17 protein-coding genes are annotated in these 24,784 nt (G+C 68.8%); 13 read left to right on the top strand and 4 right to left on the bottom strand.

The window, feature by feature from the left end; all coding sequences use genetic code 11:
* Position 1 precedes the first annotated feature (1 nt).
* Positions 2-1,201, bottom strand: a complete 1,200-nt coding sequence (locus tag IAI54_RS16055; RefSeq protein WP_187973188.1) for an amidase — start codon at positions 1,199-1,201, stop codon at positions 2-4.
* 1,426 nt (positions 1,202-2,627) lie between these two features.
* Here IAI54_RS16055 and odc2 point away from each other — a divergent pair.
* Both odc2 and IAI54_RS16045 read left to right on the top strand, forming a co-directional pair.
* On the top strand, positions 2,628-3,761 hold the full coding sequence (odc2, locus tag IAI54_RS16050; protein WP_187968157.1) for an ornithine/lysine decarboxylase: 1,134 nt from the start codon (positions 2,628-2,630) through the stop codon (positions 3,759-3,761).
* A gap of 115 nt (positions 3,762-3,876) precedes the next feature.
* Complete coding sequence (locus IAI54_RS16045; protein WP_187968156.1) at positions 3,877-4,437, top strand: GNAT family N-acetyltransferase; 561 nt, start codon at positions 3,877-3,879, stop codon at positions 4,435-4,437.
* A gap of 294 nt (positions 4,438-4,731) precedes the next feature.
* On the opposite strand, the gene IAI54_RS16040 is transcribed toward IAI54_RS16045, so the two are convergent.
* Positions 4,732-5,160 carry a hypothetical protein gene (locus IAI54_RS16040; RefSeq protein WP_187968155.1) on the bottom strand — a complete coding sequence of 143 codons (429 nt, stop codon included), beginning with the start codon at positions 5,158-5,160 and terminating at the stop codon, positions 4,732-4,734.
* A gap of 769 nt (positions 5,161-5,929) precedes the next feature.
* A complete protein-coding gene (locus tag IAI54_RS16035; RefSeq protein WP_187968154.1) occupies positions 5,930-6,211 on the bottom strand; it encodes an SCP2 sterol-binding domain-containing protein in 282 nt (93 codons plus the stop codon).
* A 225-nt stretch (positions 6,212-6,436) separates the two neighbouring features.
* Here IAI54_RS16035 and IAI54_RS16030 point away from each other — a divergent pair, with 225 nt between their 5' ends.
* The 4 genes from IAI54_RS16030 to IAI54_RS16015 all read left to right on the top strand — a co-directional run bounded on the left by IAI54_RS16030 (position 6,437) and on the right by IAI54_RS16015 (position 12,879).
* Positions 6,437-8,035 carry an acyl-CoA carboxylase subunit beta gene (locus tag IAI54_RS16030; protein ID WP_187968153.1) on the top strand — a complete coding sequence of 533 codons (1,599 nt, stop codon included), beginning with the start codon at positions 6,437-6,439 and terminating at the stop codon, positions 8,033-8,035.
* A gap of 221 nt (positions 8,036-8,256) precedes the next feature.
* Positions 8,257-9,423 carry an acyl-CoA dehydrogenase family protein gene (locus IAI54_RS16025; protein WP_187968152.1) on the top strand — a complete coding sequence of 389 codons (1,167 nt, stop codon included), beginning with the start codon at positions 8,257-8,259 and terminating at the stop codon, positions 9,421-9,423.
* 253 nt (positions 9,424-9,676) lie between these two features.
* Entirely contained in the window at positions 9,677-11,671 is a 1,995-nt protein-coding gene (locus tag IAI54_RS16020; protein ID WP_187973187.1) for an acetyl/propionyl/methylcrotonyl-CoA carboxylase subunit alpha, read from the top strand.
* A gap of 143 nt (positions 11,672-11,814) precedes the next feature.
* Complete coding sequence (locus IAI54_RS16015) at positions 11,815-12,879, top strand: dipeptidase (protein ID WP_187968151.1); 1,065 nt, start codon at positions 11,815-11,817, stop codon at positions 12,877-12,879.
* A gap of 548 nt (positions 12,880-13,427) precedes the next feature.
* Here the strand turns inward: IAI54_RS16015 and IAI54_RS16010 are convergent.
* Entirely contained in the window at positions 13,428-14,150 is a 723-nt protein-coding gene (locus IAI54_RS16010; RefSeq protein WP_187968150.1) for a gamma-glutamylcyclotransferase, read from the bottom strand.
* 231 nt (positions 14,151-14,381) lie between these two features.
* Here IAI54_RS16010 and IAI54_RS16005 point away from each other — a divergent pair, with 231 nt between their 5' ends.
* From IAI54_RS16005 to IAI54_RS15975, 7 genes are all read left to right on the top strand, one after another.
* Entirely contained in the window at positions 14,382-15,656 is a 1,275-nt protein-coding gene (locus IAI54_RS16005) for an aspartate kinase (RefSeq protein ID WP_187968149.1), read from the top strand.
* A gap of 76 nt (positions 15,657-15,732) precedes the next feature.
* Positions 15,733-18,003 carry a phosphoenolpyruvate--protein phosphotransferase gene (gene ptsP, locus IAI54_RS16000; RefSeq protein WP_187968148.1) on the top strand — a complete coding sequence of 757 codons (2,271 nt, stop codon included), beginning with the start codon at positions 15,733-15,735 and terminating at the stop codon, positions 18,001-18,003.
* A 325-nt stretch (positions 18,004-18,328) separates the two neighbouring features.
* Entirely contained in the window at positions 18,329-19,240 is a 912-nt protein-coding gene (locus IAI54_RS15995) for an AbiU2 domain-containing protein (RefSeq protein WP_187968147.1), read from the top strand.
* 102 nt (positions 19,241-19,342) lie between these two features.
* Entirely contained in the window at positions 19,343-20,422 is a 1,080-nt protein-coding gene (gene prfA, locus IAI54_RS15990) for a peptide chain release factor 1 (protein WP_187968146.1), read from the top strand.
* Positions 20,415-21,293 (top strand): peptide chain release factor N(5)-glutamine methyltransferase, encoded by an 879-nt coding sequence (gene prmC, locus IAI54_RS15985; protein ID WP_187968145.1) that lies wholly within the window; start codon positions 20,415-20,417, stop codon positions 21,291-21,293. Before prfA ends, prmC begins: the two co-directional genes overlap by 8 nt.
* Before the next feature lie 309 nt (positions 21,294-21,602).
* The gene (locus IAI54_RS15980; RefSeq protein WP_187968144.1) at positions 21,603-22,625 is read left to right on the top strand and encodes a DUF4167 domain-containing protein; all 1,023 of its coding nucleotides are present in this window, start codon (positions 21,603-21,605) and stop codon (positions 22,623-22,625) included.
* A 265-nt stretch (positions 22,626-22,890) separates the two neighbouring features.
* Positions 22,891-24,753 carry a feruloyl-CoA synthase gene (locus tag IAI54_RS15975; RefSeq protein ID WP_187968143.1) on the top strand — a complete coding sequence of 621 codons (1,863 nt, stop codon included), beginning with the start codon at positions 22,891-22,893 and terminating at the stop codon, positions 24,751-24,753.
* Positions 24,754-24,784: the final 31 nt, after the last annotated feature.

The raw sequence follows: 24,784 nt of genomic DNA, 5'->3' as shown, positions 1-24,784 counted from the left end.
TTCAGGCGCTCCCGGTGCTGGCGAGGATGGTGCGGGCGAGGCGGAGGAGGGCGCGGTCGCTGCCAGCGGGCCCGAGAAGCGAGAGGCCGAAGGGTCCGCCGTCGATCGCGCCGAGCGGCAGGGTGATCTGCGGGACGCCGGCGAGGCCGGAGAGGCAGAGCAGCCGCAGGGCGCGCTCGCGGTAGGCCTGGATGGCGTCGAAGCCGGTGTCGGCCAGCGGTGCGGCGCCGGGCATGGTGGGGAGCACGAGGAGGCCGTCGTCGCCCAGCCGGTCGGCGAGCGCGGCGCGGAAGGCGTCGCGCAAGGCGGTCTCGCGCTGCACGGTGGCGGCGTCGATGGTGGCGCCGAATTCGAAGCGCTCCTTCACGCCCGGCCCGAGCCTGCGGTCGCCCGACGAGATGAACGGGCCGTGGACGGCCCAGGCCTCGGCGGCCTGGATGCGGCGGAAGGCCCAGTAGAGATCGTCGATCGACTGCGGCAGGGGCGCCGCCGCCTCCGGCGTGCCGATGACGCGTGCGGCGGCGGAGACCATCCGCTCGTATTCGTCGCGCTCGGCGGGGCCAAGGACGAGGTCGTCGAGGGTGGTGATTCGCAGTGGCCGCCACGAGCATTCCCCAGCCCTCGAGTCAGTGGGCAAAAGAACGTCGGCCACCCGCTCGTAGGTCGCGACGTCCTTCGCGAACCAGCCGAAGGTGTCGAGGGAGGGGGCGAGCGGCATGGCGCCCTTGAGCGACACCGCGCCGTGGGTCAATCGCAGGCCGATCAGGCCGCAGAAGCTCGCCGGGCCGCGGATCGAGCCGCCGGTGTCGGAGCCGAGCGCGATGTCGGCGAGCCCGCCGGCCACTGCCGCCGCCGATCCGGACGACGAGCCGCCGGTGACGCGCCCGGGGGCGGCCGGATTGACGGGGAAGGGGTAGTGGGCGTTCTGGCCCATCAGCGAGAAGGTCAGTTCGTCGGTCTGCGTGCGGCCGACGAAGCGCGCGCCGGCTTCGAGCAGCGCCTGCACGGCGGGAGCGGTGCGCTCCGCCGGCTGTGCTTCGGCGAGCTTCTGCGGATTGCCGCCGCCGGTGCGCTGGCCGGCGACGTCGTAGATGTCCTTCACCGCCAGCGTCAGGCCGACGAGCGGCCCGGACGGCGCGTGCGGCGGCAGGGGCTCGTCGCGGTCGAGGAAGGCGTGGAAGGGGTCGGGCATGCGGGTCATCGTCTCTGCCGGTGAAACGTCGGCGCGAGCATCGTTCAGCGGATACGATTGCGCAAGCGGGGCGGCGGCGGCGACCGTCGCTTCGGCCCTGTCCACCGCGTCGCGGCCGAGCGCCCACTCGAGCCGGTCGAGCCCGCTGAGCTTCGGCCCCTGCCGCCTCCGGGCGCGGCGCAGCCCGGTCCGCAGCCGCGCCCGGAAGCCGGCGTCGAGATGGCCTTGCTCGACGAGGATGGCGGCAATGTCGGCCGCGTTGTCGACGACGCCGTCGTCGGCATCGTCGAAGGCCGCGTCCAGACGGGCGATCGCGGCTTCGACCTGCGGGTGGCAGGCCTCCTCGAAGCGCAGCGGCAGGTCCGCGTCGGCCGGGTCGCGCCAGGAGCCGTCGAACAGCACGAGGTCCATGTCGAGCGCGACGATGCGCCAGTCGGGCTGGAGCGACCGGTGCTGCACGAAGCCGGCCACGCGTTCGGCGAAGCCCGGCCCCGCCAGCCGGCCGATCCGCACGAGATCGCGGCCCACGCGATTGGGATCGGCGACCGTCACGCAGGTCTCGAGCGCCGCCAGGATCCGCTCGGCCTCCGCCGCGGTGATTCGCCGCTCCGCGGGAGTTTCGACGGAAGGGACCTGCGGCGGGGGCGACCGGCCGTCCGCCGCTCCGCCGCCGTCCAGCGCCACCGCCGCGGCGATGCCGGAGGCGTCCGGCGGGTGGGCCGTTGCGCCGGTGGACCGGGTCGCCGGACCCTCGGCCTTCGCCTGCAGCCGGCGCCGGCGCATGGGACGGAAGGCGTCCCAGATCGCGTAGACGGGCAGGCCGACCAGCGTCAGCGTCGCGGCGATCAGCAATGGCAACGGGATCTGCACGGGGAGGGCCGCCTGCTGACGGGGACGCGTCGGGGACGGCCGAACGGCCTCCCGGGATCGCCTTACGCTACGCCAACGCGCGGCCGAAAAAAACGATTGATTGTGACAGGCCACGTCCCTATATCCGCGCTTGCCCAAAGTCGCACGTGCCTGTGGGTGTCCGCTGGTCCCTCGAATGGCGAGGATATCGGTAAGGTAACCGGAGCTAACCCCTCCGGTCGGTTCGACGGCCAACCGCCGATCCGAGGACACCTTGAAGCAACGACGGTGCGGGCCTTTCTGGTTCTCTTCCGGTCGTCCAAAGACCGGGGTTACTGAAGAGGCACACCATCATTGCCGGCAGTGCGGTTGGGATCTCCCATCCAAGCCAAGGCAGACAAAGCGGAGAACGGCCGGGCGGTCGTGATCCATCGCCGCGAGACGGCATTGCGTGGTTCCGGGGTCTCCACCGGCTGGCTCCACGCCATCGACGTCTCGACTTTGTCCACCCTGTGTTCGCGCGGCTGACGGCCGGCGTCGCAGAGCCTGCTTGCGCGCGTCTCGATGGCGCGAATGGAGAGACCCGATGGCCACCCAGCGTATCCTCGACTTCCTCGCCACCCGACGTCCGGCCGGCCCCTGCCTGGTGGTCGACCTCGACGTGGTCGCCGAGAATTTCCGCGCCTTCGAGAAGGCGCTGCCGCAGAGCAGGATCTACTACGCGGTGAAGGCGAACCCGGCACCCGAGATCCTGCGCCTGCTCGCCTCGATGGGCTCGTCCTTCGACACCGCCTCGGTCGCCGAGGTGGAGATGGCGATGGATGCCGGCGCGCCGGCCGAGCGCATCTCCTTCGGCAACACGATCAAGAAGGAGCGCGACATCGCGCGCGCCTTCGAGCTCGGCATCCGCCTGTTCGCGGTGGACTGCGTGGAGGAGGTCGAGAAGGTGGCGCGCGCCGCCCCCGGCAGCCGCGTTTTCTGCCGCGTGCTCACCGACGGCGAGGGCGCCGAGTGGCCGCTGTCGCGCAAGTTCGGCTGCGTGCCGGCGATGGCCGTCGACGTGCTGCGCCGCTCGCGCGAGCTCGGCCTCGACGCCTATGGCGTGTCGTTCCACGTCGGTTCGCAGCAGTGCGACCTGACCGCCTGGGACCGCGCGCTGGGCGACGCCAAGCGGGTCTTCGCGACGCTGGCCGAAGAGGGCATCGTGCTCAAGATGGTCAACATGGGCGGCGGCTTCCCGACGCGCTACCTGCGCGACGTGCCGGTAGCGCAGGCCTACGGCCAGGCGATCTTCGAGGCGCTGTCGAAGCATTTCGGCAACCAGATCCCGGAGACCATCATCGAGCCGGGCCGCGGCATGGTCGGCAATGCGGGCGTCATCAAGTCGGAAGTCGTGCTGATCTCCAAGAAGGCCGACAACGACAACGTGCGCTGGGTCTATCTCGACATCGGCAAGTTCGGCGGTCTCGCCGAGACGATGGACGAGGCGATCCGCTACCCGATCGTGACCCCGCGGGACGGAGACGAGAAGTCGCCCTGCGTGCTCGCCGGCCCGACATGCGACTCGGCCGACGTGCTCTACGAGAAGACGCCCTATCCGCTGCCGCTGTCGCTGACCATCGGCGACGAGGTGCTGATCGAGGGCACGGGCGCCTACACGACGACCTACGCCTCGGTCGCCTTCAACGGCTTCGAGCCGCTCCGATCCTACGTGATCTGACGGCTCGCCGGCTGACCCAGCCGGACGCCGCCGGATCATGCCTGCCGCCGGGGGGAACGCCCCCGGCGACGGGTCCGCTCGTGGACTTTTCATCCGCTTGTGAAGGATCGCGCAGATGAACCCAAACCTCGCCATCGACATCGCTCCCTCCATTCTTTGCGAAGCCCCCGGCGACGTCGCCGCACGCGAGGCGCTGCTCGACCGGGCCATGGGGCCGGGGCGCAGGCGCAAGGCGTCGGAGAAGCTGCGGCGCGGGCGGCGTCCTTCGGAAGGCCTCGCCTTCTGCGCGAAGGACGGCGACGGCCGGCTCGTCGGCACGGTGCGGCTGTGGGACGTGACGGCGGGCGAAGGCGGCGCGCCGGCGCTGCTGCTCGGCCCGCTCGCCGTCGATCCGTCGGTCAAATCGAGCGGCATCGGCTCCGCGCTGATGCGGCATGCGATCGGCGAGGCGCGGCGGCTCGGCCACGGCGCGATCCTGCTCGTCGGCGACGCGCCCTACTATGCCCGCTTCGGCTTCTCGGCGGAGAAGACCGACGCGCTGTCGATGCCCGGCCCCTATGAAAAGGGACGCTTCCTGGCGCTCGAACTGATCGAGGGCTGGCTCGACGGGGCGGCGGGGACGCTGACGGCGGCCGGCCGCAAGGCGAAGGCGGAGCGGCGGCGGCTGGCGGCGTAGGCGCGGGACGGCGCCGGGACACCGGTTCCGTCATCGAAGGCCGGCCGGAAATGCGGGGACGGCCTACCGAATTCCGCCCGACGGGTGGGGCGGATTCAACGGGCAGGAATGCGGGGACGGTTTGCTCAATTCGACACCCTTCCCCTCCTTCCGGGTCGGTCTTCGGGTCGAATTGCTTAAACTGTCCCCGGATTTCCCCCCCGCATTTCCGCCAGCGCCTGCGGGCCGGGAAGCGGCCCTGCCGCCCGGCCTGTCGGGTCTCGGGATGGGGATCGGCGCGCCGCAGGCGCGGCGTCAGGACGTGTCGTGGACCTGCGGCAGCGGCAGGACGGGCAGGACGCGGCAGGCAACGTCCCGGCAGGCGGACCCGTCCGGCATGCGGTCGCGGCCGGGCGCCCAGGCGACGCCGCCCATCGTGGCGAGCACGGCCGAGAGCATCGCCGCGCACCAGCGGTAGCGCCAGGCGACGAGGGCGGCGTCGAAGGGACTGGCGTCGCCCGGCCCGGCGGCGGCCGCGAGTTCGTCCTCGACCACGGCGAGGTCGATCTGCAGCGCGTTTGCGACGCTCGCCCGCGCCGCCCGTTCGCCGCGGCGCAGGAAGAACAGCACCAGAAAGCGTACCACGAAGGACCGGCCGGCGGCGGCATCGGCCTTGGCGGCGAGCGACAGCAGGAGCGCGATCGTCTCCCGCAGCTTCCGCCCGTTTAGCCCCGCCCCGCGCATGTCTTGCCTCCTTCGACTGCGGCCAGACTGCGATGAGGTGGCAAGGGTGTGGACAGATTTTCTGCAAGGCGTTGATAATGCTGGCGGCGTCCGTCCTCCACCCCACGAGGTGGGGGCGGAGGTGGCGTCGCGTAGCGACGACGGAGGGGGGCGACGCAGGATGTGGCGACGAGGGCGGAGATGGTGGAGGCGACCGGGATGACGGCGACAGGCCTCGTCGTGCACCCGATCGCGGGCATGGACGGAGAGGCATGGATCCCGGATACGTCGTCCTTCGCTGCGCTCGGACGTCGTTCCGGGATGACGAAGGAGGAGGGTGCCAAGTCGGGCGAGGCAGGCCTGTGGGGTTACCGTCTCGGGGCGGCGGGGTCCCCCCCTCCGCCTCGCTGCGCTCGGCACCTTCCCCCCACTTCGTGGGGTTGGAGGACGGGCTGCGGCGCCGGTGGCAGCCTGTCCTCCACCCCACGCAGTGGGGGCGGAGGTGGCGTCGCGAAGCGACGACGGAGGGGGGGCGACGCTGGAGGATGCGGCGACGACCGTGACGACGGCCAAGACCGTGGAGCGGCGCCGGCGGAGGGACGGCGAAGACGCGCGTCGGCGCGCGCCTCGTCGTGCACCGGATCGCGGGGAAGAGCGGCGAGGCATGGATCCCGGATACGTGCCGTCTCGCTCCGCTCGACGGCGCGTTCCGGGATGACGAAGGTGGGGGCGCGGCGGTGAAGGGGCGGGGCGGCGACGGGAGGGGGGCCTCCCGTCGGGGAGGCTCGCGTCAGAGCGCCTGGCTGAGCGCCATGGCGGCGGACATGTCGCCGGCGACTTTCATCTTGCCGGTCATGAAGGCGGCGGTGGGGTTGAGGTCGCCGGCGATGAGCGACTCGAAATTGTCCTTGCTCATGGTGATCGTGCAGTCGGCGTCGCCGTTGCCGACCGCGGCAGACTCGCCGTCGATCAGAATGGCGCCGTCGGCGCCGAGGTCGATCTTCACGGACCGGTCGAAGCCGGAGCCCGAGAGGCGCTGGTCGATCTTGGCGGCGATCTGGTCGAGGCTCATGTCATTCTCCATGATGCGGCGAACGTCGTGCTCGCCCGTTGACGTCACGCGTCGGTGCGGTGCCGGTGACTGTCGCCTCCCTTACCAGCCGATTGACGTTTACGTCAACGTTGTCTAGCCTTGAACGATGCGGGAGGAGGAGCCGGCATTGACCTGTCAAAGCATTCTGCGCGGGGATTGTTTCGCCGCTGCGACGCCTTGCCCCGTTCCTTCGGCGGGTCGCTGATGCCGGCGCTCGTCTCCCGGATCGACACGCGCTCCGAAGGCTTCCGCGCCAATGCCGCGGCGATGGCGGCGAAACTGTCGGAGGTGCGCGGTCTCGAGGCGAAGATCCGCGCCAACTCGGCTGCGCGCGCCGACCGGTTCGCGCAGCGCGGCCAGATCCTGCCGCGCGAACGCGTCGAGCGCCTGCTCGACCGCGGCCAGCCCTTCCTCGAACTAATGACGCTCGCCGGCCTGCGCATGCACGACGACGACGGCGACAAGAACGCCATGGGCGGCGGCACGATCGCCGGCATCGGCGTGGTGGCCGGCCGGCGCTGCATCGTGTCGGCGTCCGACAGCGGCATCAAGGGCGGCACGGTGCCGCCGATCGGGCTGAAGAAGGCGCTGCGCCTGCACGAACTCGCCTTCGAGAACCGGCTGCCGCTGATCTATCTGGTGGAGAGCGGCGGCGCCAACCTGCTGCACCAGGCGGAGATGTTCGTCGAAGGCGGGCGTTCCTTCGCCAACCAGGCGCGGCTGTCGGCGGCCGGCATCCCGCAGATTGCCATCGTGCACGGTTCGTCAACGGCAGGCGGGGCCTACCTGCCCGGATTGTCGGACTACGTGGTGCTGGTGCGCGGCCGCTCGAAGATCTTCCTCGCCGGTCCGCCGCTGGTGAAGGCGGCGATCGGCGAGGACGCCGACGACGAGGATCTCGGCGGGGCGGACCTGCACGGCCGCGTCACCGGGCTCGGCGAACACGTGGCCGAGGACGACGTCCAGGCGCTGGCGATCGGCCGCGAGATCATGCGCAACCTCGCCTGGGACACGGTCTGCCCGCGCGCCGCCGCCGCACCGCCGCTGCATGACGCCGAGGACCTGATGGGGATCGTGCCGGCCGACGGGCGCCAGCCCTTCGACATGAAGGAGGTGATCGCCCGCATCGCCGACGGCTCGGATTTCTTCGAATTCAAGGCGGACTATGCGCCCGACACGGTCTGCGGCCACGCGGCGATCGACGGGCACCGGGTCGGCATCCTGGCCAACAACGGACCGATCATGCCTGCCGGTTCGCTGAAGGCGGCGCAGTTCATCCAGCTCTGCGACCAGGCCCGTACGCCGCTGGTCTTCCTGCAGAACACGACCGGCTACATGGTCGGCACCGCGGCCGAGCGCGAGGGGGCGATCAAGCACGGGTCGAAGATGATCCAGGCGGTGGCCAATGCCCGCGTACCAAAATTCACGGTGGTCGTCGGCGGCTCCTACGGCGCCGGCAATTACGGCATGTGCGGCCGGGGCTTCTCGCCGCGCTTCATCTTCTCCTGGCCGTCGGCCCGAACCGCCGTGATGGGCGGCGAGCAGGCGGCGACGGTGATGGAGATCGTCACGCGCGGAAAGGGTGGCCCGGTCGACGAGGCGGCGCTGTCGAGGATGACGGCCGGCATCCGCGCCGGCGTCGAGGCGCAGTCCACCGCGCTCTACGGCACGGCCCGGCTGTGGGACGACGGCATCATCGATCCGCGCGACACGCGCGCCGTGCTTTCGCTGTGCCTGGCGGTCGCGGCAGAGGGAGATGCAAGGGTGCTGCGGCCGAACGCGTTCGGGGTGGCGAGGGGGTAGATTACCGCCCGATGTCAGCGCGAGCGGGACCCCCTCTGGCCTGCCGGCCATCTCCCCCCCCAAGGGGGGAGATCGGCAGTTCGTGCACTCGCATCCGCTTTTCGACCGTGGCGATTTGAGCAACCGTCGACGAGGCTTCGATCTCCCCCCTTGAGGGGGAGATGCCGGCAGGCAGAGGGGGGTGTACCGGCACTCCATCGGAACGATTGGGAGGAAACCAGATGCACTTCACCGCCGAACACGAGAGCCTGCGCCGCACAGTGGCAAGGTTCGTCGAGACGGAACTCAATCCGCATGTCGACGCCTGGGAGGCGGCGGAGGCGTTTCCCTCGCACGAGGTCCTCAAGAAGATGGGCGATCTCGGCCTGCTCGGGGTCAAATACGATCCCGACTACGGCGGGCTGGGGCTCGACTTCTCCTATTCCATGGTGATGGCCGAGGAGCTGGGCGCGTGCCATTGCGGCGGCGTGCCGATGGCGATCGGCGTCCACACCGACATGTGCACGCCGGCGCTGAACCGCTTCGGCTCCGACCACGTGAAGCGGAATTTCCTCGCGCCGTCGATTGCGGGCGACGTGGTGGGCTGCCTTGGCGTCTCGGAGCCGGGCGGCGGCTCGGACGTGGCGGCGGTGAAGACGGTCGCGCGCCGGGACGGCGGCGACTGGGTGATCTCGGGCACCAAGATGTGGATCACCAACGGCATGGAGGCGGACTGGTGCTGTCTGCTCGCCAACACGTCGGACGGGCCCCCGCACAGGAACAAGTCGCTGATCTGCGTGCCGATGGATGCCGCGGGCATCACGCGGCAGAAGATCCGCAAGATCGGCATGCATTCGTCCGACACCGCGCAGCTGTTCTTCGACGCGGTGCGGGTGCCGGTCGCCAACCTGATCGGCCAGGAGGGCATGGGCTTCACCTACCAGATGCTGCAGTTCCAGGAGGAGCGGCTCTATTCGGCGGCGAGTTCGCTGAAGGGCTTCGACCGGCTGATCGACCTGACGATCGACTATACCGGCCAGCGGCAGGCCTTCGGCAAGCCGATCCTCGACAATCAGGTGGTGCATTTCCGGCTGGCCGAACTGCGCACCGAGGTGGAGGCGCTGCGCGCGCTGACCTGGAGCGCGATCGAGCAGTACGTCGCCGGCGCCGACGTGACGCGGCTCGCCTCGATGGCCAAGCTGAAGACCGGGCGGCTGGCGCGCGAACTCACCGATGCCTGCCTGCAATACTGGGGCGGCATGGGCTACACCGCCGACAATCCGGTGAGCCGCGCCTGGCGCGACACGCGGCTGGTGTCGATCGGGGCGGGCGCCGACGAGATCATGCTCGGCATCATCGCCAAGCTGGAGGGCACGCTGCCGGGCACGGGCAACCGGGGGCGGGGGTGAGGGTGGTGCGTATACGTATGTCTGCGCTTTGCGATACCCCCCTCTGGCCTGCCGGGCGTGGCGAGCCACCGGTCTCGCCCGTCCTTCGGCCCCCCCTCAAGGGGGGAGATCGGCGATTTCGGCGTCGTCGCTCGTCCTGCGTCGTTGTCGATTGGCGAAGCCGGTGGAGACAGCCGATCTCCCCCCTTGAGGGGGAGATGGCCGGCAGGCCAGAGGGGGGTGTCGTCGAGCGCGGACATATCCCGTGGCACCCATGATCCAGACCCTGCTCATCGCCAACCGCGGCGAGATCGCCTGCCGGATCATCCGCACGGCGCGGCGGATGGGGATCGCCACGGTGGCGGTGCACAGCGATGCCGATGCCGGGGCGCCGCATGTGCGGATGGCCGACCGGGCGGTGCGGATCGGGCCGGCGGAGGCGGCGCGGTCCTATCTCGACGCGGGCACGATTCTTGCCGCGGCGCGCCTGGCGGGGGCCGATGCCGTGCATCCGGGCTATGGCTTCCTGTCGGAAAATGCGGACTTCGCGCAAGGCTGTCGCGACGCGGGGCTGGTGTTCGTCGGGCCGCCGCCCGAAGCGATCCGCGCCATGGCCGACAAGGCGCGGGCGCGGGTGCTGATGGCGCGGGCCGGGGTGCCGGTGGTGCCGGGCTATGACGGCGAGGACCAGTCGGCCGACCGGTTCGCCGCGGAAGCGGATCGCATCGGCTTTCCGCTGCTGGTGAAGGCGTCCGCCGGCGGTGGCGGGCGGGGCATGCGGCGGGTGCGACGCGCGGACGATCTCGCGTCGGCGGTGGAAAGCGCGCGGCGCGAGGCGGAGAACGCCTTCGGCAGCGGCGGGCTGATCCTGGAACGGCTGGTGGAGGCGGCGCGGCACGTCGAGGTGCAGGTCTTCGCCGACGGCCGGGGCAACTGCATCCATCTCGGCGCGCGCGACTGTTCGGCGCAGCGGCGGCACCAGAAGATCGTCGAGGAGAGTTCGCCGATCGGCGCGGGCGTGACCGACGCCATGGCGCGCGACGCCGTCGCCTGCGCGAAGGCGGTGGACTACGTGGGGGCGGGAACGGTGGAGTTCATCGTCGGGGCGGAAGGCGGCTACCATTTCCTGGAGATGAACACGCGCCTGCAGGTGGAGCATCCGGTGACCGAGATGGTGACCGGGCTCGACCTCGTCGAATGGCAGCTGCGGGTCGCGCAGGGCGAGGCGCTGCCGCTTCGGCAGGAGGAGGTGGTCTTCGCCGGCCACGCGATCGAGGCGCGGCTCTACGCCGAGGACCCGCAGGCGGGCTTCCGGCCGCAGACGGGGACGGTGCGCGGCTGGCGGCCGCAGGTCGGCGCCGACGAGCCGGGGCTGCGCATCGACACCGGCGTGGAGGACGGGCAGGCGGTGACGCCCTTCTACGACCCGATGATCGCCAAGCTGATCGCGCATGGCCGCGCCCGCGACGAGGCGATCCGCAGGCTCGTGCGGGCGCTGGAGACGCGGCCGCTGTTCGGGCCGAAGACCAACCGCGGCTTCCTCCTCGGTCTGCTCGCGTCGCCGGAGTTCCGCGCCGGCGCCGTGACGACGGACCTGATCGACCGCTGGATCGCCGACGACGCGCCGCTGCTGCGGGCAGCTCTGCCTTCGCGGGAGACGGTTGCGCTGGCCGCCGCGTGGCTGGCGCTGTCGGCGCCGGGCGGCTGGTTTCGCTCGACGGGCGTCGCCGACTGCTCGGTCACGCTGGACTGCGACGGTTGCCGCTTCGAGACCACCGCGCGGATCGAGCGCGGCCGCCTGGCCAGCGTCCGCATCGTCACGGCCGACGGGGTCGGTGGAATCGAAGGGGTCGACGTGGCGATCGTCGAAGCACGGATCGAGGGGGCGCGGCTGCAGGCGGTGCTGGGGGCGGGAGCAGCGGACGGCGGGGCGCTTGCCGTCGCCACCGTCCATGCCGAGGGCCGCGACGTCTGGCTCGACCGCGACGGCCGGACCTGGCGCTTCAGCGAGCCGGACCGGCTTGCGGCGCGCGAGGCGGCGGCCGATCCGTCGCTGGTCCGCACGCCGGTGACGGGCGTGCTGCGCGCGCTGTCGGCCGCCGCCGGCGACCGGGTGGAGGCCGGGCAGACGGTCGGCATGGTCGAGGCGATGAAGATGGAGACGATGCTCGCCGCCGCGGCGACGGGCACGGTGACGGCGGTTCGCGCCCGCGCCGGCGATCAGGTGCGGGCCGGCGACGTGATCGTGGAACTCGACCCCGCCGGCTGACGGCGGAAGGGGCAGTCCGGTCGCCGTCTCCGGGACGCCACGTTCGCGTTTGCCCCGCCTGCCGGGCTCCGCTAGGACTGAAGGCCCGGCGCGCGCCGGAGAGCGGTCGCTCACGACCCGCAACGGAGACCGAACGTCTGCCCATGCCCCCATCCACGCCCGTCCCGGTCTTCGACGGCCACAACGACACCCTGCTCAGGCTGCATGCCGCCAAGGTCGCGGAGCCCGAAAGGCTTTTCCTCGACGGCACCCGCAAGGGCCACATCGATCTGCCGCGGGCAAGGCAGGGCGGCTTCGCAGGCGGATTCTTCGCGGTCTTCCCGCCGCCGCTCGGGCCGATCGACTTCTCGTCGCCCGCGCCGCCGCCCGGAAGCGACGAGCGGCTGCCGCCGGACCTCGCCCAGGCCGACGCGGCCGCAGCCACCTTCGCCATGGCCTCGATCCTGTTCCGGCTCGAACGCGCATCGGACGGAGCGCTGACGGTCTGCCGCAGTGCCGCCGACATCCGTTCGGCGATGGACCGGGGCTCGATCGCGGCGCTGTTCCACATCGAGGGCGCGGAGGCGATCGGGCCGGATCTCGCGCTGCTCGACGTGCTGCACGCCGCCGGCCTGCGTTCGCTCGGCCCGGTCTGGAGCCGCCGCAACGTCTTCGGCGAGGGCGTGCCGTTCCGCTTTCCCTCGACGCCCGACACCGGGCCGGGACTGACCGATGCCGGCAAGGCGCTCGTGCGGGCCTGCAACCGGCTGAAGATCCTCGTCGACCTGTCGCATCTCAACGAGAAGGGATTCCGCGACGTCGCGGCGATCACCGACGCGCCGCTGGTCGCCACGCATTCCAACGTGCACGCGCTCTGCCCCTCGGCGCGCAACCTGACGGAGTGGCAATTGTCGGCGATCCGCGAGAGCCGCGGCATGGTGGGGCTGAACTTCGCCACCGGCTTCCTGCGCTCCGACGGACGCATGGGCGGCGATACCGCGCTCGACGTCATGATTGCCCATCTCGACGCGCTGGTGGAAGCGCTGGGCGAGGACGGCGTCGGCTTCGGGTCGGATTTCGATGGCGCCCCGGTGCCCGCCGCCATCCGCGACGTTGCCGGCCTGCCGCGGCTGATCGAGGCGATGGAGGCGCATGGATTCGGCCGGGAGCTGATCGAGAAGATCGCCTGGCGCAACTGGGTGGGACTGCTCGAGCGGACGATCGGCTAGTTCAAAGGCCGCACGATGGCGAGGGTTCGTCCGTCAGCGGCGGAACGGCGTCGTCCAGCCGGATGCATTCGGTAGGGCCGCGCGAGGCAGCGCGGCCGAAAACCCTGGCCTGGAGCTTAACGCGACCCGCCCGATCCGCTCCGCCCGCCCTAAAGCGTGTCGCAATCTTTCAGAATCGCGCCGCACGCTTCAGGTCTTCGTCTTCGCGCGTGCCCTTCACCCGGGACCGGCGCCCACCTTCGGGAGACACGCTTCAGCAGGCGGGCACTCGATGCCGCCCGGCTCCACGGCGGATCAGTCGCGCGGCGGTAAGGGCGGCAGCGGCGGGGGCACCAGCGACGTCGGCGCCGCTGCCACGGTACCGAGCCTGCCGCGCTTCGAAAGCACCGGTTTCTCGTATGTACGATTCATCGTTCTACCTTCCATGGTTGCAACGGGCGGCCAATACATCAAAATCTGCAGCTGGTCTCCTCGAAATTTTTCCCGCCGGCGTCGTGCATCGGAAGTCGCCACAGGCGTCGATCGGAGCCCGGTCGCGACCGCTCCGTTCAGGCAGTGCAGGCCCCATGCAGGCGCTCGATGCGCTCGGCGGTGAGGTGCTGCAGGCGCCAGAGATGGCGGTCGTGGATGCCCATCTGTTCCAGGTGCTCGACGGTCGCGTGCAGATACTCCGCCATCGAGCCGCGGAAGCCGCAGGCGGTAGCGAGCATGTCGGCGGTGGCCTCGTCGTCGAGTTCGCTGACATAGCGGCCGCTCTTGCGGTTCATCGCGAAGGTCAGCGCCTTCAGCGGCCCTTGCGGTGTCGTCACCTTGATCCAGCGCGGCGGGAAGGCGGACGGCACCATGCTCATCTCGCGCCGGATCAGCCGGTCCATGTTGGCCTTGATCGCGTCGCCGGGCAGGCGAAACACCACGCCGTGGCACTGGCCGCCGCGATCGATCGCCAGCATCAGGCCCGGCTGCTCGCGGTTGCCGCGGTAGCGGTAGTCCCAGCCGAGGCAGAAGCGCCGGTGCCAGCCGCGCGCCAGCGCCGTGCGGCGCTCCACGAAGTCGAATTCCGGGTTCCAGATCAGCGAGCCGTAGCCGAACACCCAGAACCCGTCCTCGGGCGCACCGGCCATGATCTCGGCGACGGCACGTTCGTAGTCGGCATCGGTCGCGGGAACCATGCCGGGGAAGACCTGAAAGCCGGGATCGGGAATGTCGCGGGCGAGCAGTGCGACATGGTCCCTGGTGAGCCGCATGCGCCGGGGCGGCGTCTTCGCATTCATTGCATGCCTCGTCTGCGTGGTTGCGCCAGATAAGCCCGGCCGGACGCGCGGTTCAAGCACCCGCATGAGTGACGCTTCGTTCAGCGCCGAACGACCGCCCGGCCGGTGCTTGCGAAGCGGGGACGCTTTGGCTAAGGAAGCCGCGCATCCGCGCGGCGGCAAAGCCCGCCGCGCGCCCTTCAGTTTCCGCGACCGGAGAGGCCGCGACCCCCGCAAAGGCACATCGCTTCCATGGCGCGCATCGTGATGAAATTCGGCGGAACTTCGGTTGCCGACATCGCCCGGATCCGCAACGTGGCCAGGCACGTCAAACGCGAGGTGGACGCTGGCCACGAGGTGGCCGTGGTCGTATCGGCCATGGCCGGCAAGACCAACGAGCTGGTGGCCTGGGTGCAGGACGCCTCGAAGGCCGAAGGCGCGAATTTCAACATCTACGACGCGCGCGAATACGACGCCGTGGTGGCTTCGGGCGAACAGGTGACGTCCGGCCTGCTGGCGCTGACGCTGCAGGCCATGGGCATCCATGCCCGCTCCTGGCAGGGCTGGCAGATCCCGATCCGCACGGACAACGCGCATGGCGCCGCACGAATCCAGGATATCGACGGATCGTTCCTGATCAAGCGGTTCGGCGAGGGCCAGGTGGCGGTGATCGCCGGCTTCCAGGGCATCGGCCCGGACAACCGGATCGCAACGCTGGGGCGGGGTGGCTCCGACACCAGCGCGGTGGCCATCGCGGCCGCGGTGAAGGCCGACCGCTGCGACATCTACACCGACGTCGACGGCGTCTACACGACGGACCCGCGCATCGAGCCCAAGGCGCGGCGGCTGGCCAAGATCAGCTTCGAGGAGATGCTCGAAATGGCATCGCTCGGCGCCAAGGTGCTGCAGGTGCGCTCGGTGGAACTCGCCATGGTGCACAAGGTGCGCACCTTCGTGCGCTCCTCCTTCGAGGACCCCGACGCGCCCGGCATGGGCGATCTTCTCAATCCCCCCGGCACCCTCATTTGCGACGAGGACGAAATCGTGGAACAGCAGGTCGTTACCGGCATCGCCTACGCCAAGGACGAGGCCCAGATATCGCTCCGCCGCGTCGCCGACCGGCCGGGCGTCGCCGCCGGCATCTTCGGGCCGCTCGCGGAAGCCAACATCAACGTCGACATGATCGTCCAGAACATCTCCGAGGACGGATCGCGCACCGACATGACCTTCACGGTTCCGTCGAGCGACCTCGGCAAGGCGCTCGCCGTGCTCGACCGGTCGCGCGAAACCATCGGCTTCGAACTGGTGCAGCACGACACCGGCATGGCCAAGGTGTCGGTGATCGGCATCGGCATGCGCAGCCATGCGGGCGTGGCGGCCACCGCCTTCAAGGCGCTGTCGGAGAAGGGCATCAACATCCGCGCGATCACGACGTCGGAGATCAAGATCTCGATCCTGATCGATGGCGCCTATACCGAGCTTGCAGTGCGGACTTTGCATTCCGTCTACGGTCTGGATAAGCAATAGTCCTACCAATCGTTGCTCGGCCTGCCGCGTCCGCGATTCGCGCGGAGGCGGCCGAAGGCCGTGGGAGAAACGCCCGATGCGCGAATTCGCCGGCAGCCCGCGGGTATTGCTGAGACGGCTGCGCGAGCTGATGGCCGAGGCGGCGGAGCCGCAGGCCCGGCTCGACCGCATCGTGCGCGAGATCGCCTCCAACATGGTGGCCGAGGTGTGCTCGCTCTACGTGCTGCGGGCGGATTCGGTGCTGGAGCTCTACGCCACCGAGGGTCTGAACCCGAGCTCCGTGCATCTGGCGCAACTGCGGCTGGGGCAGGGCCTCGTCGGCACGATCGCGGCGAGCGCCCGGGCGCTGAACCTGCAGGATGCGCAGAACCATCCGGCCTTCACCTACCTGCCGGAGACCGGCGAGGAGATCTACCACTCCTTCCTCGGCGTGCCGGTGCTGCGGGCCGGCCGGACGCTCGGCGTCCTCGTCGTCCAGAACAAGACCAAGCGCCACTACGGCGACGACGAGGTGGAGGCGCTGGAGACCACGGCGATGGTCATCGCCGAGATGATCGCCACCGGCGACCTGCGCCGCCTGACCCGGCCGGGCATGGAACTCGACCTGTCGCGCCCGGTGACGATCGACGGGCTGTCCTTCAACGAAGGCGTCGGCCTCGGCCACGTGGTGCTGCACGAGCCGCGCATCGTCGTCACCAACCTGTTCAACGAGGACGTCGACACCGAACTGCGCCGGCTGGACACGGCGCTCGGCTCTCTCAGGGTCTCGATCGACGACATGCTGTCGCGGCGCGATGTCGCCAGCGAGGGCGAACACCGCGCCGTGCTCGAAGCCTACCGCATGTTCGCGCACGACCGCGGCTGGGTGCGGCGGCTGGAAGAGGCGGTGCGCAACGGCCTGACGGCGGAAGCGGCGGTGGAGAAGGTGCAGAGCGACATGCGCGCGCGCATGATGCACATGACCGATCCCTACATGCGCGACCGGATGAACGACTTCGACGACCTCGGCAACCGGCTGCTCAGGCAGCTGATGGGCCACGGACCGGAGAATCTCGCTGCCGCGCTGCCGCGGGACGCGATCGTCGTGTCGCGCTCGATGGGCGCGGCCGACCTGCTCGACTATCCACGCGACAAGCTGCGCGGGCTGGTGCTGGAGGACGCGGCGGCGACCAGCCATGTGGTGATCGTGGCCCGCGCGATCGGCATTCCGGTGACCGGCCAGGCCAAGGGCGCGGTGTCGATGGCCGAGAACGGCGACCCGATCATCGTGGACGGCGACGAGGGCCGGGTGCACCTTCGGCCGCAGCCCGACGTCGAGGCCGCCTTCGCCGAAAAGGCACGCTTCCGGGCCCGCCGCCAGGAACTCTACCGCGAGCTGCGCAGCCGCCCCTCGGTCTCGAAGGACGGCGTCAAGGTCGAACTGATGATGAATGCCGGGCTGGCGGTCGACCTGCCGCAGCTGGGCGACGCGGGCGCGGCCGGCATTGGGCTGTTCCGTACCGAGCTGCAGTTCATGGTGGCGGCCACCTTCCCGCGCGCCCAGGCGCAGGAGACGCTGTACCGCCAGGTGCTGGAGGCGGCGGGCGACAAGCCGGTGACCTTCCGCACCATCGACATCGGCGGCGACAAGGTGCTGCCCTATTTCCGCGGCTCGGAGAAGGAGGAGAACCCGGCGCTCGGCTGGCGCGCGATCCGCCTGACGCTCGACCGCCCGGCGCTCCTGCGCACGCAGTTCCGCGCGCTGCTGAAGGCGGCGGGCGGGCGCGAGCTGCGCGTCATGCTGCCGATGGTCACCGAGGTCTCCGAGATCCGACGGGCGCGGGCGATCATCGACCGCGAGGTCAGGCACCTCGCGCGCTTCGGCCACCTGCTGCCGACCAGCCTCGCCATCGGCGCGATGGTGGAGGTGCCGTCTTTGCTGTTCCAGCTCGACGAGCTGATGCGGGAGGTCGACTTCGTCTCGATCGGCTCGAACGACCTGTTCCAGTTCATGACCGCGACCGACCGCGGCAACGGCACGGTGGCCTCGCGCTTCGACCCGCTGTCGGCGCCGTTCCTGCGGGCACTGAAGTCGGTGCTCGACGCGGGGACACGCGCGGGCACGCCGGTGACGCTGTGCGGCGAGCTCGCCAGCCGGCCGATCTCGGCCATGGCGCTGATCGGCCTCGGCTTCCGCTCGATCTCGATGTCGGCCGCCGCCATCGGCCCGGTCAAGGCCATGCTGGTCGACCTGCCGGTCGAGACGCTGACCGCCCAGATGGGGCTGATCCTCGGCGACGGCGGCGCGACCCACGACGCCCGTGCGATGCTGCGGGCCTTTGCGGCGGAGCACGAGATCCCGGTCTAGATGGGCAGACTTCTCTGCTCACGAATGGATTTATCTTTTCGTGTGATCTTTGCAGAAGTCCCGCCCGAATGCTATGCCTTACTTTGCGGCACAGGAAGGTACTAGGCTATGTCAATTACCCTTCAAGAGAAGGTGGCTGCTCTTGATTCTGTCCATCGCAAGGCGATCGAGGCCGAAGCGGATCGGCTGTATCGGGAGTATCTGGAATATCGTAATTCAGTTGAAGCGACGACGGACGGATCGCTTCGTAGAGATATTCGCTAAAATTTTATTAAAGTGATTTGCGCTGTCGAATTTTCAATAATATAATCGTTGGGAAAAAATTATGGCTTCCAGTCAGAAGCAGTGTGTGAATAACCTTCAAGACAGGATTTTGCTTTGGCGGCAGGCATTCCAAGATTGTGAGATGGGTATTAACAATAGTGTTTCTGAGATGTTATGGGACTTTGCTGCATTTAGATCGATAGTGTCAGCGATCAGATTTTCCAATCAATATCGCGAGAAGAGCCCGCCGATCAATGGAATGCTCTTTGAGATGATTTCGAATGGCTATTGGTATAAGCTTCTCATGGGGATTAGGCGTCTTCTGGATCGCGCGCCCCTGCACGGTCCAAAAGGTGTTTATTCGCTGCGATCGGTCGTGGGCGATATACAATCTTGCCGAGATCGCCTCACTCGCCAAGTCTATGTGGAGCGGGTATGGGGCGCGCGCGGTACCATCGATGATCTTCGAGAAGATCATGAACGAAAATTACGTTCTGTGAGCGGTGCGCCGATTTGGGGCAATCCGGAAATTAGAAAGCATGAGTGTAGCCAAAGATTCTTTGACGAGTTGAGCAGCGTTTCCGAGGATAGACGCGCCTCTAATGATTATATTGATGAAAATGTTTTTTTGCGACTGGAGCGGAGGCTCTCTCGCATGGACGAAATAGCTGAACACGTTAACTCTCACATCGCTCATGCAGGAAGCGCTAAGAGCCGTGAGGGAAAGACGCTTCAGAATTTTAACTTAGATCACGCGCGTGATGCCATCAAGGAGCTGAAGCAAGTTGCTGATTTTATAGGAATATACTTTGCATGCGAGCACAGTGGTGATTTACCGGTATTTCAAGGCGATCAGTTTGAAGGCCTAGATCGAGCCCTTGTATCTGCGTCGGACATTGAGAAGTTAAGAGACGAGTGGGTTCAAATTGGCAGGGACATAGCATCATGGTCGCTGACCGCCCGCGAGCTTTGAGCGATTTCGGTGCCGCAAATCCAGAACCCCCTCTGGCCTTGCCCTTAAGGCTTCCGCCCCCCAGCATTGCGTAGGCCGGATAAACCGGTAAATAGCCCAATCATGACCACTCTCCCCGCCGACCGCATGGACCAGGTCCTGAAACGCCACGAGTACATCGAGGCGCAGCTGGCGGCCGGGCCGGATTCGGAGACCTATGTCCGGCTCGCCTCGGAATATTCCGAGATACAGGACCTCGTCGTGCAGGTGAAGGCGCTGCGCGCGGCCGAGCGGGAGCGGGACGACATCCGGGCGATGCTGTCCGACAAGGCGACCGACGCGGAGATGCGCGAACTGGCCGAGGCCGAGCTCGACGAGGTGGTGGAGCGGATCGAGGCGGTCGAGCAGGCGATCCAGCTGCTGCTCCTGCCCAAGGACGCGGCCGATGCCCGCAGCGCCATCCTGGAAATCCGTGCCGGCACCGGCGGCGACGAGGCCGCGATCTTCGCGGGCGACCTGTTCCGCATGTACGAGCGCTACGCCGCCGACCATGGCTGGAAGGTCGAGGTGGTCTCGGCGAGCGAGGGCGATGCCGGCGGCTACAAGGAGATCATCGCCACCGTCTCCGGCAAGGGCGTGTTCTCGAAGCTGAAGTTCGAATCGGGCGTGCACCGGGTGCAGCGCGTGCCGGCGACGGAAGCGAGCGGGCGCATCCATACGTCGGCGGCGACGGTCGCGGTGCTGCCGGAGGCAGAGGAGATCGACGTCGAGATCCGCAACGAGGACATCCGTATCGACACGATGCGCGCCTCGGGCGCCGGCGGGCAGCACGTCAACACCACCGATTCGGCGGTGCGCATCACCCACCTGCCGACCGGCGTGGTGGTGGTGCAGGCGGAGAAGTCGCAGCACCAGAACCGGGCGCGCGCCATGCAGATCCTGCGCGCGCGCCTGTTCGACATGCAGCGTACCAAGGCGGCAGACGAGCGCTCGGAGGCGCGGCGGCTTCAGGTCGGGTCCGGCGACCGCTCGGAGCGCATCCGGACCTACAATTTTCCGCAGGGGCGGCTCACCGATCATCGCATCAACCTCACCCTCTACAAGCTCGACCGGGTGATGGAAGGCGACCTCGACGACGTGATCGGCGCGCTGATCTCCGATCACCAGACGAAGCTCCTCGCCGAGATGGGCGAGAATGGCTGAGACGCCGGCCGGGCCGGGCGAGCCGCTCGACGCCCTTCTGCGGCGACTGCGCGGAAGGCTTGCCGCAGCCGGCGTCGAGAACCCGGCGCTCGACGCGCGGCTGCTCGTCGAGCATTCCACGTCGACCGACCGCATGGATGCGATCCGCGATCCCGGGCGCCCGGTCCGGTCGGACGCGGTGCAGGCCGCGGAAGCGGCCGTCGCGCGGCGGCTGGCCGGCGAACCGGTCCACCGGATCATCGGTCAGCGCGGCTTCTACGGGCTGACGCTCCACCTGTCGCCGGACACGCTGGAGCCGAGACCCGACACCGAAACGCTGGTCGACCTCGTGCTGCCGCGTCTGCGCGCGGTCGCGGCCGAGCGCGGACATTGCCGGATCCTCGACCTCGGCACGGGGACCGGGGCCATCGCGCTGGCGCTGCTGTCGCAGATCCCGCAGGCTCGTGCGGTCGCCAGCGACATCGCTCCCGGCGCGCTCGCCGCCGCCCGGCGCAATGCCGACGAAAACGGGTTGTCGGAGCGATTCGAGACCGTGCTGTCGGACTGGTTCGGCGATATTTCCGGCCGCTATGATGCAATCGTCTCGAACCCTCCCTACATAACGGCGAGCGAGTACGCCGCTCTCGCGCCCGAGGTGAAGGATCACGATCCGCCGCGGGCGCTGCTCGGCGGAGCCGACGGGCTGGAAGCCTACCGGGTGATCGCGGCGGGAGTGACACCTCACCTCGAGCCCGGCGGCATCGTCGGGCTGGAGATCGGAGCCAGCCAGAAGGACGGGGTCACACAGGTGTTCCAAGCGGCCGGACTGGTCCGGATCGATGCGGCCAAGGATATGGGCGGTCGCGATCGGGCGTTGGTCTTCCGCCTTTGATCCTCAGGATTGTGCCTTGCGAAAAAGTGCTTGGCATACGTTGCGATACCGGATAGTTTCCGGCCACCGGATGAGACGAAGCAGGCAGTGCTGATCGGTTCGGTTCCTCCAGGAAACAAGCTGCCGGCCGCGTGACCCGCGCACATGCTTCGTATGGGGTTCCTCCGGCCCATGGTGAGAAACCAGGAACGTGATGGCTGGGCCGGCGGCCGAGGCATGCCGCGGTGCTCGTAATCGGAAGGCGCTTCGGAAGCCGTTGTCGGCTGTGGCGCCCGCTTATTTCAACATGATTGAATCGAAGAGTATCGGATGAGGCCACAACAGCAGAACCGGCGCATGCGCGGCAGGAACAACAATAACAACAACAATAACAACAACCCCAACCGCAAGGGCCCCAATCCACTTACCCGCAGCTACGAAAGCAACGGGCCGGACGTCAAGATCAGGGGCTCCGCCCAGCAAATCGCGGAAAAATATGCCGCTCTCGCCCGCGACGCCCAGAGCTCGGGCGACAGGGTCATGGCGGAGAACTACCTGCAGCACGCCGAGCATTACAACCGCATCATCATGGCGGCGCAGGGCCAGATGCCCGCTCCCGTGCTGCGCGACCAGCGCGACGACTTCGACGATGAGGACGGCGACGAGGCGGGCGAGCAGCCCTTCGGGCAGCCGCAGGACGCGCGCCAGCCGGAAGCCCGGCAGAACGACGGCCGCCAGACCGAGAATCGCGAAGGCCGCCAGCAGGATGGCCGACACAGCGATTCTCGCCAGAATGACGGCCGGCAGGGCGACAACCGCGAGGGCCGCCAGCAGGACGGGCGGCAGCGGGACAACCGGCGGGAAGACGGCCGCCGCGACCGCGACGAGGCGAACCGCCGGGACGACGGGCGCCGCGAGGACGGCCGGCGCGACGGCGAGAATCAGCCGCGCGACCATCGCCGCGACCAGCAGCCCCAGCCCGTGGTGGCACGGGAGACGGCCGGCGACGTGCGCGCGAATGACGGCAGTGGCCCGCAGCCGGTGATCGAGGGCATGCCGGCCGAGGTCGCGCTCGAACAGGAAGCCATGGCCGGCCAGAAGACTGCCGGCCGCCGCCGCGGTCGTCCGCCCCGTGCCAAGGGCGGAGACGAGGTGGCTGCAGCCGCTCCGACGGCCGCTCCGGAACCGGCGGCCGCCGAGGCCGTAGCGGCGCCCGCAGCGGCGGAAACGCCTGCCGCAGCGGCTGACGACGCCGCGCCGCGCCGGCCGCGCCGGCCGCGCCGGCCGCGGGGCCGCGACGAAGGCGAGCAGGAAGCCGAGGGAACGGCCGACGAGACGGTCGCCGCGCAATAGACCGCGCGACGCGCGCTTCGCTCGTTTCGGAAGCGCGTGGACATGGCCGGGCAAGGCGCCGGCACAAAGAGGGGGCCGCAAGGCCCCCTTTCGTTTTCCGACGTCGCGCGGCCTTCCATCCCGCCGCGGTGTGGCAGGGCAGGAGGCTGCCGGGGCGCGCGCCGGCGCCCATGCGGAAGCACACGCGCGAACGGTCTTCGCCGAAGCTTGAAATTTCCGCCAGATCGTTATACTCAATAACATTATTTCTCGGGAGGAGATCAGCATGCCGGTCATCGCCGCATCCGGAGTGCGGGCGGTTCGCATGGGCGAACAGTCCGTGGCTTCGACACATGGCCCTTCCGGCGCCACCTATGTCGAGTCCGTCCTGCCGCTGGGCGACTATCCGCGCACGATGATCGACTGGCTGCGGCGCTGGGCGGCCGAGGTTCCCGAGCGTGTGTTCCTCGCCGATCGCGGAGAGGATGGAGCGTGGCGCAAGGTCACCTTTGCGCAGGCGCTGGCCCGAGCCCGCTCGATCGCACAATATCTGCTCGACAGGAAGCTCTCGGCCGAACGCCCGGTCGTGATCCTGTCGGGCAACTCGGTCGAGCACGGCCTGATCGCACTCGGCGCCATGATGGCCGGCGTGCCGTTCGCACCGGTTTCGCCGGCCTATTCGCTGGTCTCGAAGGACCATGCGAAGCTGCGCCACATCTTTTCGCTGCTGACCCCCGGCCTCGTCTTCGCCGCCGACGGCAGGCCCTTCGAGGCTGCGCTCCGGTCGGTGATGAACGACGATATCGGCCTGGTGGTGGCACGCCAACCCGTCGGCGGTCTTGCGTCGGACAGTTTCGAGGCGATGACCGCCACGGTCGCGACCGACGCGGTCGACGCCGCGGATGCCGCGGTCGATCCCGACCAGCCGGCAAAGTTCCTGTTCACGTCGGGCTCCACCGGCATGCCGAAGGCCGTCATCAACACGCAGCGCATGATGACCTGCAACCAGTTGATGATCCTGTCGGCGATGGCCTTCCTGGCCGACGAACCGCCGGTGCTGGTCGACTGGCTGCCGTGGAACCACACCGCCGGCGGCAACCACAATTTCGGCATCGCGCTGTCGAACGGTGGAACGCTCTACATCGACGACGGCGCGCCGACGCCGGGCGGCATCGACAAGACGGTCCGCAATCTCACGGAGATCGCGCCGACGATGTATTTCAACGTGCCGAAGGGCTACGAGATGCTGACCGAGCACCTCGGCCGCAATGCCGCATTGCGGGAGCGCTTCTTCAGCAAGCTCAAGCTGATGCAGTATGCCGGCGCGAGTCTGGCCAAGCACGTCTGGGATGCGCTCGAGACGCACGCCATCGCCACGACCGGCGAGAAGGTGCTCATCGTCACCGGCTACGGCTCCACCGAAACGGCACCCTTCGCCTTCACCACGACATGGCCGGTGAACCAGCCGGGCGAGGTGGGCCTGCCCGCGCCGGCGCTGAAGATCAAGCTTGTGCCGAATGCCGAGAAGCTCGAAGTGCGGCTCAAGGGGCCGAGCATCACCCCCGGCTACTGGCGCCAGCCGGACAAGACGGCCGAGTGCTTCGACGAGGAAGGCTATTACATGATCGGCGATGCGCTGCGCTTCGTCGATCCGGCCGACGTGTCGAAAGGCTTCATGTTCGACGGCCGCGTGACCGAGGACTTCAAGCTGTCGACGGGCACGTGGGTGAACATGGCCGGCGTGCGCGGGTCCATCGTGTCGGCCTTCGCGCCCTATGTGCGCGACGTGGTGCTGACCGGGCTCGACCGAAACCATATCGGCGCGCTGCTGTTCCTGGACGTCGACGCGACGCTGCGGCTCGCGCCCGAGGTGCCCGTCGCCGACGAGAAGCACCTGGCGCATCATCCGGCGGTGCGTCTGCATTTCCAGGACAGGCTGGACGCGCTCGCCCGCAAGTCGACCGGCAGCTCCAATCTCGTGGCCAGGGTGATCATCCTCGACAGGCCCCCCTCCATCGATGCACACGAGATCACCGACAAGGGCTCGATCAACCAGCGTGCCGTCATGCAGACGCGGGCGAAGCTGGTCGAGGATCTGTACACGGACCCGGCGCCGCTTCACGTGCTGGTGGCGAACCGCAAGGGCTGAGAGCGGGTCCGCATCGCGAAGGGGAAGGAAG

It is taken from the genome of Aquibium microcysteis, from assembly GCF_014495845.1.
Taxonomy (GTDB): domain Bacteria; phylum Pseudomonadota; class Alphaproteobacteria; order Rhizobiales; family Rhizobiaceae; genus Aquibium; species Aquibium microcysteis.
The sequence above is the reverse complement of the archived record's forward strand: the minus strand, read 5'-3'. Positions and strand labels throughout refer to the sequence as shown.

What these genes read in the sequence shown, in the direction of transcription:
- ptsP (WP_187968148.1), top strand. Translation starts at nt 15,733, where the DNA reads ATGCGCGAATTCGCCGGCAGCCCGCGGGTATTGCTGAGACGGCTGCGC.
- IAI54_RS16025 (WP_187968152.1), top strand. Translation starts at nt 8,257, where the DNA reads ATGCACTTCACCGCCGAACACGAGAGCCTGCGCCGCACAGTGGCAAGG.
- IAI54_RS16030 (WP_187968153.1), top strand. Translation starts at nt 6,437, where the DNA reads ATGCCGGCGCTCGTCTCCCGGATCGACACGCGCTCCGAAGGCTTCCGC.
- prmC (WP_187968145.1), top strand. Translation starts at nt 20,415, where the DNA reads ATGGCTGAGACGCCGGCCGGGCCGGGCGAGCCGCTCGACGCCCTTCTG.
- IAI54_RS16040 (WP_187968155.1), bottom strand. Translation starts at nt 5,160, where the DNA reads ATGCGCGGGGCGGGGCTAAACGGGCGGAAGCTGCGGGAGACGATCGCG.
- IAI54_RS15975 (WP_187968143.1), top strand. Translation starts at nt 22,891, where the DNA reads ATGCCGGTCATCGCCGCATCCGGAGTGCGGGCGGTTCGCATGGGCGAA.
- IAI54_RS16035 (WP_187968154.1), bottom strand. Translation starts at nt 6,211, where the DNA reads ATGAGCCTCGACCAGATCGCCGCCAAGATCGACCAGCGCCTCTCGGGC.
- IAI54_RS16055 (WP_187973188.1), bottom strand. Translation starts at nt 1,201, where the DNA reads ATGACCCGCATGCCCGACCCCTTCCACGCCTTCCTCGACCGCGACGAG.
- IAI54_RS16010 (WP_187968150.1), bottom strand. Translation starts at nt 14,150, where the DNA reads ATGAATGCGAAGACGCCGCCCCGGCGCATGCGGCTCACCAGGGACCAT.
- IAI54_RS16015 (WP_187968151.1), top strand. Translation starts at nt 11,815, where the DNA reads ATGCCCCCATCCACGCCCGTCCCGGTCTTCGACGGCCACAACGACACC.
- prfA (WP_187968146.1), top strand. Translation starts at nt 19,343, where the DNA reads ATGACCACTCTCCCCGCCGACCGCATGGACCAGGTCCTGAAACGCCAC.
- IAI54_RS15995 (WP_187968147.1), top strand. Translation starts at nt 18,329, where the DNA reads ATGGCTTCCAGTCAGAAGCAGTGTGTGAATAACCTTCAAGACAGGATT.
- IAI54_RS16045 (WP_187968156.1), top strand. Translation starts at nt 3,877, where the DNA reads ATGAACCCAAACCTCGCCATCGACATCGCTCCCTCCATTCTTTGCGAA.
- IAI54_RS15980 (WP_187968144.1), top strand. Translation starts at nt 21,603, where the DNA reads ATGAGGCCACAACAGCAGAACCGGCGCATGCGCGGCAGGAACAACAAT.
- IAI54_RS16005 (WP_187968149.1), top strand. Translation starts at nt 14,382, where the DNA reads ATGGCGCGCATCGTGATGAAATTCGGCGGAACTTCGGTTGCCGACATC.
- odc2 (WP_187968157.1), top strand. Translation starts at nt 2,628, where the DNA reads ATGGCCACCCAGCGTATCCTCGACTTCCTCGCCACCCGACGTCCGGCC.
- IAI54_RS16020 (WP_187973187.1), top strand. Translation starts at nt 9,677, where the DNA reads ATGATCCAGACCCTGCTCATCGCCAACCGCGGCGAGATCGCCTGCCGG.